General features: G+C 55.8%; 9 protein-coding genes. 6 read left to right on the top strand and 3 right to left on the bottom strand.

The genetic code is table 11. The annotated features are described in order from the left end of the window. Nucleotides 1-257: 257 nt before the first annotated feature. Both K0B87_02915 and K0B87_02910 read right to left on the bottom strand, forming a co-directional pair. Complete coding sequence (locus K0B87_02915; GenBank protein MBW6513690.1) at nt 258-3,470, bottom strand: DEAD/DEAH box helicase; 3,213 nt, start codon at nt 3,468-3,470, stop codon at nt 258-260. Between the two features lie 392 nt (nt 3,471-3,862). Continuing rightward, nucleotides 3,863-4,948 (bottom strand): PDZ domain-containing protein, encoded by a 1,086-nt coding sequence (locus K0B87_02910; GenBank protein ID MBW6513689.1) that lies wholly within the window; start codon nt 4,946-4,948, stop codon nt 3,863-3,865. A gap of 262 nt (nt 4,949-5,210) precedes the next feature. On the opposite strand from K0B87_02910, the gene K0B87_02905 reads away from it, so the two are divergent. Next, nucleotides 5,211-8,111, top strand: a complete 2,901-nt coding sequence (locus K0B87_02905; GenBank protein MBW6513688.1) for a M20/M25/M40 family metallo-hydrolase — start codon at nt 5,211-5,213, stop codon at nt 8,109-8,111. A 277-nt stretch (nt 8,112-8,388) separates the two neighbouring features. Here the strand turns inward: K0B87_02905 and argF are convergent, their stop codons facing one another. Beyond that, entirely contained in the window at nt 8,389-9,390 is a 1,002-nt protein-coding gene (argF, locus tag K0B87_02900) for an ornithine carbamoyltransferase (GenBank protein ID MBW6513687.1), read from the bottom strand. A 229-nt stretch (nt 9,391-9,619) separates the two neighbouring features. Here argF and K0B87_02895 point away from each other — a divergent pair, with 229 nt between their 5' ends. The 5 genes from K0B87_02895 (at nt 9,620) to K0B87_02875 (ending at nt 17,859) form a co-directional block, all read left to right on the top strand. Then, nucleotides 9,620-10,870 (top strand): TolC family protein, encoded by a 1,251-nt coding sequence (locus K0B87_02895; GenBank protein ID MBW6513686.1) that lies wholly within the window; start codon nt 9,620-9,622, stop codon nt 10,868-10,870. A gap of 22 nt (nt 10,871-10,892) precedes the next feature. Next, nucleotides 10,893-12,248, top strand: a complete 1,356-nt coding sequence (locus K0B87_02890; protein MBW6513685.1) for an efflux RND transporter periplasmic adaptor subunit — start codon at nt 10,893-10,895, stop codon at nt 12,246-12,248. Nucleotides 12,249-12,250: 2 nt separating this feature from the next. After that, nucleotides 12,251-13,000, top strand: coding sequence for an ABC transporter ATP-binding protein (locus K0B87_02885; protein MBW6513684.1), 750 nt, complete (start codon nt 12,251-12,253; stop codon nt 12,998-13,000). Beyond that, entirely contained in the window at nt 13,001-14,218 is a 1,218-nt protein-coding gene (locus K0B87_02880) for an ABC transporter permease (protein ID MBW6513683.1), read from the top strand. A 434-nt stretch (nt 14,219-14,652) separates the two neighbouring features. After that, a complete protein-coding gene (locus tag K0B87_02875) occupies nt 14,653-17,859 on the top strand; it encodes a PKD domain-containing protein (GenBank protein ID MBW6513682.1) in 3,207 nt (1,068 codons plus the stop codon). The last annotated feature ends 131 nt before the right edge of the window (nt 17,860-17,990 follow it).

Genomic DNA, 17,990 nt, shown 5'->3' with positions numbered 1-17,990 from the left:
TAAAGATATTTCTTATCAATTTGTTAGACCACATTTTTGTCCATCTTTTTGCATTCGGCGACTTCGAAATCTCGCTTCTGTGAGCTTAAAATCAAAAAGTAATGCCAAACAATGCCTCAAGCCCTCACCGTGTCTTGGAATGTATTTTCGCACATGACCCAAATCATTCAACCGATGGACATAATGTATAGGTTATTCGTTTTAAGGTAAGTGATTATAACATTAGCATGCCACTTTTTTGGGGGTATGCCTTAAATTTAGTAGCTGAAGAGATCATTGATCTCCTCCCGGCTGAGGGTGGAAAGCACGGTCTGAGAGTCGGAGACGACCTCGTCGAAGAGCTGGAGTTTATGCTGCTGCAGGTTTAGGATCTTTTCCTCCACGCTGCCTTTTGTGATGAGGCGGAAAACCTGGACCTTGCGGGTCTGGCCGATGCGGTGGGTGCGGTCGATGGCCTGGTTTTCGACCATGGGGTTCCACCAGGGGTCGTAGAGGATGACTGTGTCCGCGGAAGTGAGGTTGAGCCCGGTGCCGCCTGTCTTGAGGCTGATCAGAAAGAGCTTGAGCTCCGGATCGGTCTCGAAGCGGCGCACCTCTTCCATGCGGTTTTTGCTGTGCCCGTCCATGTAGGCATAGCCGAGACCCAGGGCGTCGAAGACGCGGCGGATGATCCTGAGCATCTGCACGAACTGGGAAAAGACCAGGATCTTATGGCCGCTGTCCATGGCGTCGCGCACCAGTTCGACCAGCTGTTCCAGCTTGGCGGAGGCCTCGATCTCGGGCAGGATGTCCGGATTGGCCAGATGGGGATGGTTGCAGACCTGGCGCAGTTTGGTGAGGGCGGCCAAAACATGCACGAAACTGAGGTTGGCTGCCTCGGGCGTGTTGAGCAGCTTTTTCTGCACCATGTCGATGATCTGGAGATAGAGTTTTTCCTGGACGGGATGCATTTTGCACCAGGAGACCTGTTCCTGTTTGTCCGGCAGTTCCAGCAGCACCTCTTTTTTGACCCTGCGCAGGAGGAAGGGGGCCACAGCCCGTTTCAGCTTGGCCGCGCCGCTTTCGGGATCTTCCAGGTAGTCGTTTTTAAAGCGCTTGAGGTTGCCCAGGTAGCCCGGCATCAGGAAATCGTAGATGGACCAGAGTTCGGTGAGATTGTTCTCCACGGGGGTTCCGGTCAGGGCCAGACGGTTGCGGGCGGGGATCTTCTTGATCGCGTAGGTGCGTTTGGCGCTCACGTTCTTGATGTTTTGCGCCTCGTCCAGCACCATCCATTCGAAGCTTTTTTCCTTCAGGACGGCGATGTCGTTCAGGACCACGGTGTAGGAGATGATGAAGAGCTTGACGTTTGGATTGGCCAGCAATTCGAGGCGGGTTTCCTTGTTGCCTTCAACGATCTGGCAGGGTATGTTGGCATGGAATTTCTCGATCTCCGCGGCCCAGTTGTAGAGCAGGGTTTTGGGGCAAACCACGAGGCTTTGGCTGTCCGGGGCCGAATTGAGGATCACCGCCAGCGCCTGGATCGTCTTGCCCAGGCCCATCTCGTCCGCGAGGATCCCGCCCAGGCGATAATGCTGGAGCATCTTCATCCAGGCGTAGCCGGATTTCTGATAGCCGCGCAAAACGGTGTTCAGATAGGCGGGCAGGGCTTCGGTGCGCTCCAGATGGCCGCGCATGAGGTCGGTGGCCAGTTCGCGCATCCATTCGTCGCCCAGGAGGCGGAAGGAGGGGTTTTCCCGCATATAGCGCTGGTAATAGGGCAGGTTGACCAAACGGGCGCGGTAGACGTTATCGGCCAGGGCTTCGCTTTTCTGGAGCAGCCGTTCGGTCTCTTTGAACACCTCCGGGTTGGAGATGTATAGAATGCGGCCATCCCTGGTCTGGAGAAAATCCTCGTTGGAGCGGAAAAAGCGGCCGAGTTCTTCATGGGTGAAACTCAGGTCCTTGTGGCGGTAGCTGATCTCATAGCTGAACCAATCGATGTCCTCGCTGCGCCGGGCCTGGATCTCCACCTGCAGCGCCACTTTCTGGATGAATTCGCCCCGCAGTTCAGGCGCAATCTCGATATCCCAAGCCTCGTCCTCCAGTTCGAAAAGTGCTTTTCTCAGCCGCGCCAGGGCATCCTGGCCCGAAAAGACCAATTGCGAAAACTGCTCCAACCGGCTCAGGTCGGCCTCCGGCAGGAGTTTGAGCAGCCGCTCCACCTGGGTGAAGACCTCCGGCGGCAGATGGAACCAGGCGTTACCGGTTTCCCCGCCGGATTCGTAGTCGCCGCGGATCAGCGGGGCCTGGAATCTGACCACGGATAGCGGCAGGGTCAGCTTCAGCCCTTCTTCGGAGGCGACCGGCGAAGGATAGGCCAGCTTTCCCTCCAGCACCAAATTATCGCCCAAGGGCTCGACGCGGAGCATGATCCGGGGCCTGGTGCTGATGATGCGGGGCAGGTCGATGGCGGGGTCAAAATCCAGGTAGATGTCGTGCTTGTGCAGTTCCTGGTGCACTATGGTGCGCCAATAGACCAGGTCTTTGGCGCTGATCAGCAGGTCCTGGTCGAAAAGTTTGGCCAAAGCCTCGTTGCCGAGGGGGATGAAAGCTGGCTGGACCTGGGCGCGGAAAAACAGCCAGGTGGGAAAGCCTGGATAAACCGCGGAGAGCTCTTCCACGATCACCGGCATCACCCGGAAATTGTTCTTGCCGGCCGGCTCCACGCGCAGGCTGAGCGGATAGGGTTGGGCCACGAAAACCAGGGTTTCGCCGGTCTCACGCACCTTCAGCCGGCCCTCCATGTTCTGCATCAATCCCAGGGCGGCGGCGAAATCCTTCTTGTAGATCGACCAGAATTTGGTCTTGGCACTGTAGGCGGCTTTGTTGGAGTTGAGAAATTTGAACAGGGCGAGCTCAAGGTCCGAAAACACTTCCAGCATCCGCGCGCATTGCTCCAAACGGGCTTTGTTCATCCCCTCGGGAGGCGTTCCGCCTTGGATCTTCAGCAGCAGAGGGATGTCCAGAGGCTCGTAGGAGCCGTGGTAAAAGCGGATCTTGTCCGTTTCAGGATTGTAGATCCCCTCGATCTCGATCGCGGCCTGCTCATGGATCAGCTGCCAACGCTCATTGCTGCGCAGTGCGGTCCCGTCGCAGGTTTCGACGGCCGGCAGGTCGAAGATGTCCGTGCGCAGATACAGATAGGCGTAGCGCAATACGGAAAGGAAATGGCGGCAGCTTTCCGCGTCCCGGCATTCATGGCAGTGATGGCTTTTGACGGTTTGGGTGGCCGGGTCGTAGACGACGTCCAACTGCGGGCTGAAAAACTCCCGCCGGTCGGGATTGGGGACAAAATGGATGTGGAAGCAGCCCGCTTCGTCGATGGATTTCCAATACTGCAGATCGCCCTTGTCCAGCGCGATCACGGCGTGGTTGAAATACCAGGATGCCGACCGCTCATGATAGTCCTTGCTGAAAAGCCTTGCCATTTTTCCTCGGTGTGCGTTAATCAGTCCATTGGCAGGAGGAAAGGGTTTTTTGTCAACCAATTTCACGCCGCTTTTCATTTTAACTGGTCCCTCTTCCCTGCTGATGCCATCCGGAGGTAAAACTCCATACCAAGGATCTGAAATGCTAAACACCTCCAAGTGTGCCCATCGCATCCCTATTTTATGGCTGGCTTTTCACCCTGATGTTCAGATCACCAACCACTCTCACACCACTGCCTGAGCAACCGCTGATCCAGCGTTTACTTAGTGAGTGGTGGATGAGTGGCAAACCAGTCAAGGAAAAGGGCCGTTCAACAGCTTGATGGCTTGAGGAAACCAAAAACCCCGGAGCAAGGCGTGTCCGGGGTTGGTAATGCCAATGCCAGTTTAGATCAGAAGCCGAACCAGGGTCCGACGCTGATGGTGAGGCCCTGGAAGGCTGTTTTGGGGGAACCAGTGATCTTGTAGTTGTGGTTGTTGTTGTCGGTCAGATACCAGCCGTTGTAGGTGGGGATCCCGTAAAGGTAGCCGACTTCGGCGCGCAGGGCGAACCAGCTCAGCAGTCGGTACATCAGTTCCGCGCGTGGCTGGAGGACGAAATATTCCTTGTTGATGCGGTAGCTGTTGCTGTTTACCTCAATCAGGTTGTCCCAATCGATTACGGTATTGGTATATGAGTAATAGACCTCGTGTCCGCCGCCGCCGATCATCAGTCCCAGGGAGCCGATGAAGTTTTTGCTGAAGGGGACGCGCTTGTCGAAGGTCACGCCCGCGAAAGTGGCATTGTAGCGCAGGCTTTGTCGGGAATCGGCCTTGTCTTCCTTGTATTCATAGGCGGCACCCAAGCCGCCGATGAAGATGCCTTTGCCGACATGGAACTTGCCTCCGCCGCCCTGCATGAATACGCCATTTTCGGTCACGGCGTCTGCTTCAAAGCCCAGGCTGGCGATGATGTAATTGGGATCGTCCACGTTCAGCATGGTCCAATAAGGAAGCCAGGAACCGCCGCCGTAGCCGGGTGACAGCTTCTTCGGGCCGCTGCCCCTGGTCACGGTTATCTCCGGCCGGGGCTGCATGGTCATTTCGAAATCCCGGACCGTGCCCTTGCTCCAGGTCCGCACCCAGACAGTGTCGCCGGGCTTGAGATAGCCGCGGATCCGGTCAAACTCTCCTCTATCCGTGACTTCCTGGCCTTCGACTTCCATGATGATGTCTCCCTTGCGCATCCCGTTTTCCCAGGCGGGGGAATTCTCCACCACGCTGGAGATCAGGATGCCGTAGGGATATTCGTAGCCGATCTCTTCTGCCTTGGCGTCGCTGAGATCATCCACGAAAATGCCGAAGTAGACTTCGCTCGCTGGAGCAGTCATGGTCCGGGTTATGATCCTGATATCGGAATCCTCTTCCGTCCAGTTTTGCGCGAACGCTAGTGTCAACAGCACCGTAAGTGCAATTATGGTCAAAGCTGTTCTTTTCATTCGAACCTCCTATAGATTGGCTGGGATTTTAAGACAAGATATTTGGCAGGGCGAAAAAAGTCAAGGACAAATATATCTGAAAAGGTAAACATCGCAGTCAAGCGCGGACGACAAAACGGTTTGGACTGAACTTACAGAAATTGCTGAGTTTGGGAACCAAAGAAGAGCATTTGCCTCGGTTTCCGCATAAAGTCTTTGCCGGGGAATGTTTTTTGCAACACATTGGGCAAAGATCAATCCTTCTGCAGTCCATGGAGGCTAAATGAAGACATTCACAGCGTTGATGACATTATTGCTGGCCGTGGCAGGCCTGTGCGCCAGCCAAATCGCCGGGATCCCTGTAAGCGAGATACAATCAGCTTTTAGGGCCGATAACCTGAATGGCTCGATGCGGCTCATGGCCGATCAGGGCTATGGAATTTTGCATTACGACGATCAGTTCGCTATCGCCGTCACCCCCGCCGTGCCATATCAAGGCTTGGAGCGGGCGCAATTCCTGTCCGCATTCCCGACCAGGGAAAACCTCTATCTTGTGGGCAAACTGCCTCAAAGCGACAACAACATGCCTCGCGAGGCCGGCAGGGTGCTCCTGGACCTGGGCGCTTCGCTGCTCCTGGAAAGCGGCATGAGCGACGTGGAATTGCGTGGCCTGATCAGAAATCCCTTCACTCTCCTGAGCCTGGAGCCGATCCGCTTTCCGGAAATCGTCCCTGCGCCAAATCTTTCAGAGGCAGCGAGGACCGATATCAATGCCATTCTGTCCCTGGTGAACGTGAACGCTGTGCAGACCAGGATCCAAGCCCTGCAAGACTTCCAAACCCGCTACGCCCGGGCCAGCAACCGCCTCCAGGTGGCCGAATGGATCCGCCAGCAGTTCCTGGCTTTCGGGGTCACGGACGCCCAGCTGCAGACCTTCACCTGGGACAACACCCAGCAATACAACGTGGTTGCCACCATCCCAGGCACCGTCTATCCAGACCAGTACATCATCGTGGGCGGTCATCACGACTCGGTTTCCAGCAACAGCGATCCTTACACCTTTGCCCCCGGGGCGGATGACAATGCCAGCGGAGCGGTCGCGGCCCTGGAAATGGCGCGGGTGATGATGGCCAGCGGCTACCAGCCCCGGACCTCGATCCGTTTCGTGACCTTCGCCGCCGAAGAATTCGGGCTCTGGGGTTCCAAACACTACGCCCAGGACGCCCTGGTATCAAACCAGAACATCCGCCTGATGATGAACCACGACATGATCGCCAACAACAACGCCCAGCCATCCAACTGGCAGGTGCGCCTGATGCCCTATGACGGCTCCATGAACCACAGCGCTTACGCCTCCCAGATCACAGAACAATTCACCACCCTGACCACGTTCTATGGAAACATGAACAGCGGCAGCAGCGACAGCTATCCTTTCTGGCAAAGGGGCTACAACGTGATCTACTTCTTCGAGGCGGATTTCTCGTCAGTTTACCACTCCGATCAGGACATCGTGGCCAACCTCGATCCGGCCTATTGCACGGAGGTGATCAAGGCTTCGGTGGCCTGCGCCGTGACCTTTGCCGAAATGCCCGCGGCGCCATTTAACCTGCAAACCCACGATTGCGGAAACGGAACTTCGATCCAGCTTACCTGGGAGGGCTACAACGACCCCTCGATCGCCTATTACAATGTCTATTACGGCACTTCCATGGCCAACTGGGGCGATCCGCAAACGACGACCGGCACCTCGATCACCATCAGCGGCCTGAACCAAGGCCAGCTCTACTACTTCGGCGTGAGCGCGGTGGACACTTTCAGCAACGAAAGCTATCTCATCTACGCCACCGGAGTGCCCCTCTCCGTGCCCCTCGAACCCCAGAATTTCGCCGATCAGCCCGTGTTCCAGGGCATCGAGCTGAATTGGGACCCCAACGGCGAACTGGATTTGGCTGGTTACAAACTCTATCGCTCCCAAACTGATGGAGTTTTGGGAGATCAGATCGGCGGGACCATCACCGCCCCGGGCTATCTGGACACCGATGTGACCGGCAGCGCAAACTATTACTACTACAGCCTTTGCGCCGTGGACACGGATGATAACGCCAGCCCCTTTGCCCAAGTGGTCAGAAGCCGGCCAATCACCCTCGACCAGGGCATCCTGATCGTGGACGAGACCGAAAACCTGGGCGGGACCAATCCTCTGCAGCCCAATGACGTGCAGGTGGATGATTTCTACAACGAGATCACCCAGCATTTCGACTCAAGCATGCTTGACCTGAATGAGCTGCCCGGCAACCTCAAACTGGCCGACATCGGAGTCTATTCCTCGATCCTCTGGCACGGCAACGATTTTGCGAACATGGACCCGCCCTACGTGGTCCGGGACGTCCTGCAAAGCTATATCGAAGCAGGCGGGAACGTCTTTTTCACTCTCTACATGCCCAGCATGGCCTTCGAACTCAATGCCGGCTATCCGATGGCCTTTGCCCCCCAGACCTACATCTACAGCGTGATCGGCATCGCCGAGGCCGATTACCAAAGCTCGGCCCGCTTCCGCTATGCCGATCCCGTCCACGACCAGTTTCCCCTGGTGCAGATCGACCCGCTGAAAACCAGCCCCAGCCTGAACGGGCACATCATCCGCGTGGAAAGCATCGGCCCGAACCCGGACTGCGCCACGGTCTACAACTATGGCTCGGACTATCTGGATTCCGAACCCATGGGCGCAATGAACAACATGCCCATCGGGGTCTTGAACCTGAACAACAATGGAAAAGTGCTGACGGTGAGTTTCCCGCTCTACAATCTTTATGAGGACCAGGCCAGGGCTTTGGTGGATTACGTCTTCACCGAATATTTCAATGAAAGCTTCTCCTCCGCGGACGATCCCAGCGCCTGGAATATCACTCCGATCAGCGTTTCGGCCAATCATCCCAATCCCTTCAGTGGAAAAACCAGCTTCCGGGTCGAGCTCAAAAACAACGCCCTGCCCCTCGAGGTGGGGATCTACAACCTGCGCGGCCAGCTGGTGAAAACCGTGTTCAGCGGAAACAGCCCCAAATCGCGGGTCCTGGAATGGGATGGTTTGGATAACGGCGGAAGCTCCGTCGCCAGCGGGATCTATTACATCCGCGCCACCCAGGGCGGTAAATCCGTCCAACAGCGGATTGCCCTGATCAGATAATATTCTCGTCAAGAAATAGGATTAGCCAGGAACCCTCTCGGTTCCGGGCTTTTCCCATTCCCAAGATTCCGAAGGTCCGCCCCGTTTTCGTATCCCGCCCGATAACCGCCCGCGGGGTGGGCATCCGGCGGGATACGTCCAGGAAACCAAGGGTCGGAATATCAGGGGGGATTTAGCGGAGCTTCGCCACCCGGTTTGCTGGGAAAGCTAAACAAGGATAAAAAAAGGACCGGCAACTGAGAGCCGCCGGTCCATGAATGATCGAGGATCCAAGGGATCAGCTCCCCAGGGTGGCCACCATCACCGCTTTGATCGTGTGCATGCGGTTTTCGGCCTCGTCGAAGACCACGGAATTGGGGGATTCGAAGACCTCGTCGGTCACTTCCATGGCGCTGAGCTTGAATTTCTCAAAGATCTGCCTGCCGATGGCCGTCTTGAGGTCATGGAAGGCAGGCAGGCAGTGCATGAAGAGGGTGTGTTTCTTGCCGGTCTTCTTCATCATGGCGGAGTTCACCTGATAAGGCTTGAGCAGCTTGATGCGGCTGGCCCAAACGCTGTCCGGTTCGCCCATGGAGACCCAAACGTCGGTGTAGATCACATCGGCGTTTTTCACGCCTTCGGCGATGTCGTCGGTGATGGTGATGCTGGCGCCGACCTCTTTGACCACGGCCTTGCATTTCTTCAGCAGTTTGGCATCCGGGAACAGCTCCTTGGGGCTCACGATGCGAAAATCCATGCCGGTCTTGGCGGCGCCGATCATGAGGGCGTTGGCGACGTTGTTGCGTCCGTCTCCCACATAAACGAAGACCATTTCATGCAGAGGCTTGTTCAAATGCTCCATCGCGGTGAGGAAATCGGCCAAAACCTGGGTGGGGTGGTCTTCGGTGGTGAGGCCGTTCCAGACGGGCACTCCTGCGTATTTGGCCAGCTCTTCGACTATCTCCTGGCCAAAGCCGCGGTATTCGATGCCGTCGTACATGCGGCCCAAAACCCTGGCGGTGTCGGCGATCGATTCCTTCTTGCCCATCTGGCTGCCCGTTGGGCCAAGATAGGTGACGTGCGCGCCCTGGTCCAGAGCGGCCACTTCAAAGGCGCAGCGGGTGCGGGTGCTGTCCTTTTCAAAGATGAGGGCGATGTTCTTGCCTTGGAGGCGCTGCTGTTCCGTGCCGGCGTATTTGGCTTTCTTGAGGTCCAGGGAAAGGTCCAGCAGGAACTTAATCTCCTGGGGCGTGAAGTCCATCAGGGTGAGGAAATGGCGGTTCTTGAGATTAAACGACATGATATCTCCTTTCATATGTTATTAAGCTTTGAGTGCCAAATTTATGGACTGGGGTTTCAAGGCAAGGATTTTCCTTGTCTGATTTGCCAACCCTGATAATTGTGTTCCAAATGATGCATTTCCCTCGGGAAAAGTGCAGGAAATCGGTCCCGGCTTGGTATAAGGAATAACAACTTGTGCCTTCGGGACGGTTCTCCACCGATCTCAAAGATTAAGGAACGATATGATTATGAAGCGCCTCACTCTGTTGGCCCTCTTTCTGCCCGTGGCCTTGTTGGCCCAGCAATACACCGTCGACGACCTCATCGGTTACGGCCTGCAAAACAGCTGGTCGATGCAAAAATCCGAACTGGGCTACCTTTCCAGCAGTTCCAACCTGAGTTCCGCCAAATGGAACCTGCTGCCGGATGCCAGCCTGGGCCTGAGGGTCGAGAACGACCTTTACAATCAAGCCGCGCCGGCCGTTTCGGACCTGAGCAGCAGCGCCGGGTTCACGATCAGCAAAACCATCAGCCTCAATGACCCTTCGTGGTTCAACTACAAATATGCCAAGCTGGATGAGAAGAAAGCGCGGATGGTTTTGGAAAACAGCGCCAGCAACTATGCCTACAGGGTTTTCTCGGCCTATCTGGATGTTTTGGCCGCGCAGAAACAACTCGCCTCCCTGGCCAGGAACCTGGAGATCCAGACCCGGGTTTGGGAACAGAGCAAGGTGCTCAACCAACTGGGCAAGAACACCTCCTTCGACGTCAAGCAGAGCGAGATCGCCGTGATGAATTCCCGCATCGCCATCATCCAATTGGAAAACACGATCAGCACCAAGCGCAGGGAACTTTTCGGCCTGGTGCGGATGGAAGACGGGGGCCATGAACTGACCGACCTGGATTATGACCCGGATTTCAGCGTTCCGCCTTTTTCGACCGAACAAAGCCTGGGTCTCAAGCTTCTGGAGGCCGACATCCAGCGCGGCGAACTCAGCCGCAGGCAGAATTGGCTGGACTACTTTCCGCGGGTGAACCTGGCCTATAACTATTCCCGCAACCTCGGCGGACAGGACTTTGACTTTGACCACTACAACACCTCGCACACGGTGTCGCTCAATCTCAGCTATTCGCTGTGGAACCATTTCAAGCAAAACCAAGTGATCAAACGCTCCGATTTCAGCCTGCGCCTGGCCGAACTTGACCTGCAAGACCAGATCGACCAAAACGCGCGCCAACACCAGATCATGGATCAGGAACTGCAATATCTGCTGCGCCTGGATGAGCTCCTCTTGGAAAAACTGGAACAATCCAGCAACCAGATCCGGATCGCCGAAGAGCGCTACCGCCTCGGCCTGATCGAGCTCTTGGAACTGGACAAGACCCGCACCGACTACATCGACGCCGATATCGCCTACAACAACAACCGCTATCAGATCCTCGCCAAACAGGAAGCGATCAACCATCTGCTGTCCTTGAAGATCCTGGGCAAATGGTAATGCCCGGCAAGGAAACCGAATCATGAAGAAATATCTGAAATTCATCGTCATCGCCGCGCTCATAATCGCTGCCCTGCTGGCCTACAACCAGGTCAAAAAACATAGGTCCAGGCCGGAATGGAGGACAGACAATCCCTCCAGCGGCACTATCCGCGAGGTTGTGACCGCCACCGGTTCGCTCAATCCCTATGTCTTGGTGGAAGTGGGAACAGAGGTCTCCGGCAAGATCGAAAAACTCCACAAAGATTTCAATGACAAGGTGCGCAAAGGCGAACTGCTGGCCAAACTGGATACCGAGATCCTCTCCGCGAACCTCGAATCCGCCAGGGCCGAAGTGAACAAGGCCACCATCTCCAGAGACCAGGCCAAGCTGGAATATGACATCAGCAAAGACCTTTACGACCGGGACATGACCGCCGAATATGACATGAGGAAAGCGGATTATGCCTACAAGCAGGCCCAGCAAAACCTCGCCAACGCCCAACTGAACTTGCAGCGTGCCCAGAAGAACCTCCAAAACGCCTACATCACCTCTCCCATCGACGGAGTGGTGGTGGCCCGCAGCGTCGATGAAGGCCAGACCGTGGCCGCGAGCATGAGTTCGCCCACTCTGTTCAAGATCGCCAACAACCTGGACCAGATGCAGATCACAGCCAATGTGGACGAAGCGGACATCGGCAAAATCAGGGAAAAATTGCCCGTGGAATTCACCGTGGACGCCTATGCCGGGGAAAGATTCTCCGGCTCGGTGCAACAGATCCGCCTCAACCCCATCACCGAACAGAACGTGGTGAGTTACAGCGTGATCATCGACGCCGCCAATCCGGAGCACAAGCTCTTGCCGGGCATGACCACCAACGTCACCATCATCATCCAAGCCAAGGAAAACGCCCTCCGCATCCCGGAAATGGCCACCCGCTTCACTCCCAACAAGGAACTCTGGAAGCTTTTTGGCCTGAAATGGGAGGACGATCTGATCGCCAGCGCTCGCAAGAAAGCGATCGAAACTGCTATGGCCAGCCAAAATCCCCCATCAGGCAATCCAGGGGAAAAAGCTCAGGCCCAGACTCCCCCAGGAAAAACAGGCGCGCCCAAGGACAGCGCTGCCGTCAGGGCTCCCGGCCAGAGAAGCATGGGGCAAAGAGGGATGGCGGCCAATAGCGGCAACGGCAGGATGGGCAGTTCCATGATCTGGGTCCTGAAAGGAAAAACACCCGAACTGATCATGGTGCGCACCGGGGTCTCCGACGGGGCCTACATTGAGGTCCTTAGCGAGCTTGACCCAGACACAGTTATCATCACGGGAGTCGAATACAAAGAAGCTTCCCAGGTTACCGGAAACCGAGCCATACAAAGCGGGCCCGGCATGAGATTCTGAGCATGGGCAATATCCTGATCTGCACCCGGGGGCTCACCAAGACCTATCTGATGGGCGACATCCAGGTTCACGCCCTGCGCGGCATCGATCTGGACATCCGCCAGGGCGAATTCATAGCCATTATGGGCGCCAGCGGATCAGGCAAAACCACTTTCATGAATCTGGTCGGCTGTCTGGACAAGCCCACATCCGGCTCCTACAGGCTGGACGGGACGGACGTCCACGAGATGGATGAGGCCCAGATCACCCAAGTGCGCAACCGCAAGATAGGATATGTGTTCCAATCATTTTACCTGCTGCCCCGCACCACGGCCTTGGAGAATGTGGAACTGCCCCTTCTCTACTGCAAGGACGTCCACCTCAAGGAACGCCATGAAAGGTCGCTGCGGGCTTTGGACACAGTGGGCCTGGGCGATCGTGCCAAACACTTTCCCAACCAGCTTTCCGGCGGACAGCAGCAGAGGGTGGCCATCGCCCGGGCCATTGTCAATGATCCCGTATTCCTGCTGGCGGACGAACCCACGGGAAACCTGGACACGCGCACCAGCGTGGAAGTGTTGGAATTCTTTCAGAAACTGCACTCCGAGGGCAAAACCGTAATCCTGGTCACCCACGAATTCGACATCTCCCAATACGCGAGGCGTATCATCACCTTCCGCGATGGCAGGATCATTTCCGATGTTGCCAACCAAAAGCCCCGCAGCGCTTCAGAAGACCTGAAAAAACTACCCCGCCTGGATGAGGAGGAATAATTGTCCGTTTTGGGAATCATCCGTATCGCCCTCAAATCGCTGGCCCGCAATAAAACCCGCACCTTCCTCACCATGCTGGGCATCATCATCGGAGTGGCCGCGGTGATCACCATGATCGCCATCGGCCAGGGGGCCAAAAAAGTGGTGGACGACCAGATCAGCAGCATGGGCACCAATGTCATCATGGTCATGTCCAATTTCACCAACACCCAGAGTACGGCCCGCCAGGCCGCGGGAAGCGGCAACACGCTTGAGGAAGGCGACGTTGACGCCATCCGTTCCCAGGTGAATGGAGTGCTGTACGCTTCGCCGGTCTACAACACCTGGGGCCAGCTCAAACATGGGAGCAACAACTGGCGGGGCAGAATCATGGGAGTGGATGTGGACTATTTCCAGATCCGGGCCATGGATGTGGAAGAAGGCGACTTTTTCTATTCCTCAGACGTGGAAAGCGGAGCAAAGGTTTGCATGATCGGAAAAACTGTCGCTAACAACCTCTTCGCGGGGATCGATCCGGTCGGCAAGATCATCCGCATCCGCAACATCCCCTTCACGGTCAAAGGCGTGCTCAGATCCAAAGGCCAAAGCTCCATGGGCGCGGACCAGGACGACGTTGTCCTGGCACCCTACACGACCACCGCCACCCGCTTGATCGGAGCGCGCTGGCGCTTCATGACCATCGCCGTCTCAGCCCAATCCAAAGACATCATCCCGATGGTCCAAAACGACATCTCGAACCTTCTCCAGGGCAGGCATCGCGGCACCACCGCCGATGATTTTGTCGTCAGCTCCCAAACCGACATCGCCGAAGCTGCCAATACGGTGTCCAACACCATGACCATCCTGCTGGCCAGCATCGCCGGCATTTCGCTATTGGTGGGCGGCATCGGGATCATGAACATCATGCTCGTGTCCGTGACGGAAAGGATCAAGGAGATCGGGATCCGAATGGCAGTCGGTGCCGGAAAGCGCGACGTGCTGCTGCAATTCATCATCGAAGCTATCACCATCAGCATTTTCGGTGGTCTCCTGGGCATCGTCCTGGGCTGGTCCGCGGCTGAGTTTCTTGGCAAGACGATGGATTGGAGCGTGTATGTCACTCCCTGGTCGATCCTCCTGTCAGTGGGATTTTCCTGCGCTATCGGAGTCTTTTTTGGCTGGTATCCGGCCCGCAAGGCAGCCAACCTCAATCTGATCGACGCGCTGAGATACGAATAGAATCGTTTCCTGCATTGCGGCTTCACTTCCCCTGCTTTAGCTTGCCGCGGCTATTTGCTTCAGAGGCAGGGAAATAAGCCTATCCCATCCTATCTCATTCCTTAGCTTTCGGAGCGCGTTGAACTTTCTCCAGTAACACTTTAGCTTGATTGCCATAAACCGACCATTCCATTGTTCTTACAGTCTGCCGATTTTTGGGGAAGCCAGGGAAAATTGTTGCAGAAATCCGCTCGGGGATGCAGTTTTCCAATATGTCCGAAACGTTTACCCAGCCTGATTGAACCGGTTCCAAGCAAAAAATCGCGAAAAAAAATCTTGACAGAATGTTAAGGCATTCATATTGGGTCACTTAAATCAGAAACCTCTAACTGGAGATGTATATGAGTAAGCTTAAAACACTATGTATGTGTATTTTATTGATACCCTTGGGATCAATGATTTATGCTCAGACATCAGATTGGGATTGGGCAACCAAGGCTGGGGGGCCAAGTGTTGACAAAGGAAACGCGATTTCCGTTGACGCCAGCGGCAACAGCTACGTAGCTGGATATTTCTCCGGATCAATTAGCCTCGGCGCCACAACCCTGACCAGTAGTGGCTATCAGGATATTTACGTGGCCAAAATTAGCCCAACTGGTAACTGGCTCTGGGCCCGAAAGGTTGGCGGCACAGGAACCGAACTGGCCTTGGACATAACGGTGGATACAGCGGGCAATGCTTATGTCATCGGCAGTTTCAGTTCGCCGACGGTAGCGTTCGGCTCCACCACCCTGACCCGAACAGCATACAGTTCGAGCGCCGATGTGTTTGTGGCCAAGATCAATGCCAGCGGCACCTGGGTTTGGGCCAAGAAGTTAGGCGGGACCGGCGTCGATGACGGATTGTCCGTGGCCGTCGATTCCAATTCCAATGTATACGTCACCGGGGCTTTCAGAAACACAGTTACTGTGGAAACTACACCAAGCACCACTCTGACGAGCCTGGGGTATTCTGATATCTTCGTGGCCAAACTAAGCTCGACCGGAACCTGGCTCTGGGCACGACGCGCCGGCGGTGCAAATCCTGACAACGGCAACAGCCTTACGGTGGATCCTGAGGGCAATGTTTACGTTTGTGGCGCCTTCAATTCCAACTCGGCGGATTTTGGCCAGTTCACGCTTACCAATACGGGAACCTCCACCAACGACATCTTCGTATCCAAACTCGATACCAATGGAAATTGGCAGTGGGCGAGGAAAGCCGGCAGCACGGGAACCGAAGCGGCATATTCGATCACCAGGGATACAGCCAATAATTTCTATGTAGCCGGCAGTTTTAGCGGAAATGCCTACTTTGGAGACAACATACTCTATTCCTCGGGGGCCTATGACATTTATGTGGCCAAAATCTCCGGAACCGGTGACTGGCTTTGGGCTTCGAAAGCCGGAGGTACTGGCTATGATGGAGCGAACGGCGTGGCTGTTGATGACAACTCCAATGTTTTTGTGGTTGGCAATTTCACCCAAACAGGTCAGTTTGGCAGTTTCAGCCTCACCTGCCAGGGAGATAAGGATGGATTCCTGGGCAAGCTGAATCCGAATGGAGTCTGGCAATGGGCTGAACGGATCGGCGGATCAGCCGAAGACTCGGTCAATGGCGTGGACCTGAATGGCGATCAGGATATCCTCATCTGCGGCGATTTCGAAAACAGCATCCAGTTTGGTTCAACAACCCTGACCAGCAGTGGCGCAGAGGATAACTTCTTTGCCAAAATGTTCAACTCGACCACCGTGTCTCCGACAGTGCATATCCTCTCCCCCAATGGCGGTGAGACTTGGTATGTGGGTTCGGTCCATCCCATCACCTGGACCTCGGAAATTGTGAACAGCGTGTTTTTGGATTACAGCCTGAACAACGGATCGACCTGGAATCCAATCAACACGGCTCCCGTTTCCGCCGGAACGGGAAGCTATGATTGGACCATTCCCAACGTGAGCAGCACCCAAGCCAGGGTGCGGGTCCGTGACGCGGGCGACACAAATACCAATGACATCTCCGATGCCGCCTTTACGATCACCACGGCGCCAAACCCGCCGTCCGCCAATTTTTCCGGTAGCCCGACCAGCGGCTACGAACCCCTGACGGTCCAATTCACAGACCAATCCACGGCCGGAAGCGGAACGATCACAGCCTGGGCCTGGAGCTTCGGAGACGGGGGCAGCTCGACCCAGCAGAATCCACAGCATATCTATCAAAATAACGGAACCTACACCGTCAGCCTGACCGTAACCAATTCCTTTGGCCTGACCGGAAACTACGTCCGGCACAACTATATAACAGTCCAGCCCACGGTTCCCGAGCTCACCCTGCTAAGTGAAAGCAGCCTGGATTTCGGAGCGGTGGATGTTGGTTCCCAATCCGCTTACCAGGATGTGGTCCTATCCAACACCGGAACGGCAAACCTGATCATCAGCGACATTCATTTCAGCGGGGCTCCCCTGCATTTCGAATATCAGGTTTCCAATCCCAACATAACCATTGCTCCCGGGGCCAGCACAACCATTCCCGTTCGCTTCATTCCCCAGGCCGTTGGCGAACTTAACGACATTCTCCATATAGTCAATAACTCGTCCAACATGCAAGTTCTGCAGATACCTCTCAGCGGCATCGGCACGGCCGTGATCTATCCTCCCCAGGCCGCCTTCACTGCCAATCCCACCAGCGGATTGGCACCCCTGACGGTCCAGTTCACAGACCAATCGACTTGTTTGAGTGGACAGATCATGTCCTGGACTTGGAATTTCGGCGACGGATCGACCTCCAACCTGCAAAACCCCACCCATGTCTATGAATCTGCCGGCGTCTACACTGTCAGCCTGACGATCTACACTTCAATGCAGGCGACCTCGACCGCGACCCAGGAAGATTGCATCACGGTGAGCCCGCCGAGCGGCAACCTGAGCCTGCTGAGCGCGTCAACCCTGACCTTCCCGGCCACCTACGTCACAGCCGTCAGTTCCTATCAGCAAGTGCGCCTGCGCAACAACGGCAACCGGACCGTGAACATCACGAACCTCTATTTCTCAGGAAGCGGCCTGCATTTCCAATTCCTGGCCACCGACGAGAACCGGCTGATCCAGCCAGGGGAAACGGACACCCTGTTTGTGCGCTTCGCTCCCATCGCGCGGGGCACCCTGACCGATACCTTCTGCATTGTCAATGATTCGGACAACCTGCCCCTGATCAATATCGCGTTAACCGGAACGAGCAATTACGCGCCGCCCACCCCGCCCACCAATGTCGAGGCATACATCACCGGCGCGGACCTGCGCCTGACCTGGGAGCTGGTGGAACAAGACATCCTCGGCAATGATATCGAGATCGACTACTATGCGGTGTTCGTCAGCGAAAACAACGAGGATACGGGTTTCGTGTTTCACGGCCTGACCTACGAAGAGAACTATATCCACGCTTCTGCCACCAATTACGCAGGCCAGATGTTGTACCGCGTCTACGCCATCGCCGTGACCCCCGACAGGGAACTCGATGACGCTACCCGGCTGGAAATGGACCGCTTCTTTGACCAGAACCTGACCCAGGGAATGAGCCTGGGGGAATTCAGGGCTGTTCTGCGCCAGGCCGAAGATATGTTCGATAAGTAGCTGATCCACTCAGGAATCAATAAGCATATAGCATAGCCGCCCGGTTATCGGAAAGACCCCTGATAACCGGGTGGTTTTTTATGGGAATTTTCGCCATCCCGCAACCCCTTTCCAGGACCCTGTGGCCAGAG

Source organism: Candidatus Syntrophosphaera sp. (assembly GCA_019429425.1).
GTDB lineage: Bacteria > Cloacimonadota > Cloacimonadia > Cloacimonadales > Cloacimonadaceae > Syntrophosphaera.
Note: the sequence above shows the minus strand (reverse complement) of the source record. Positions and strands in the feature narration are given on the sequence as shown.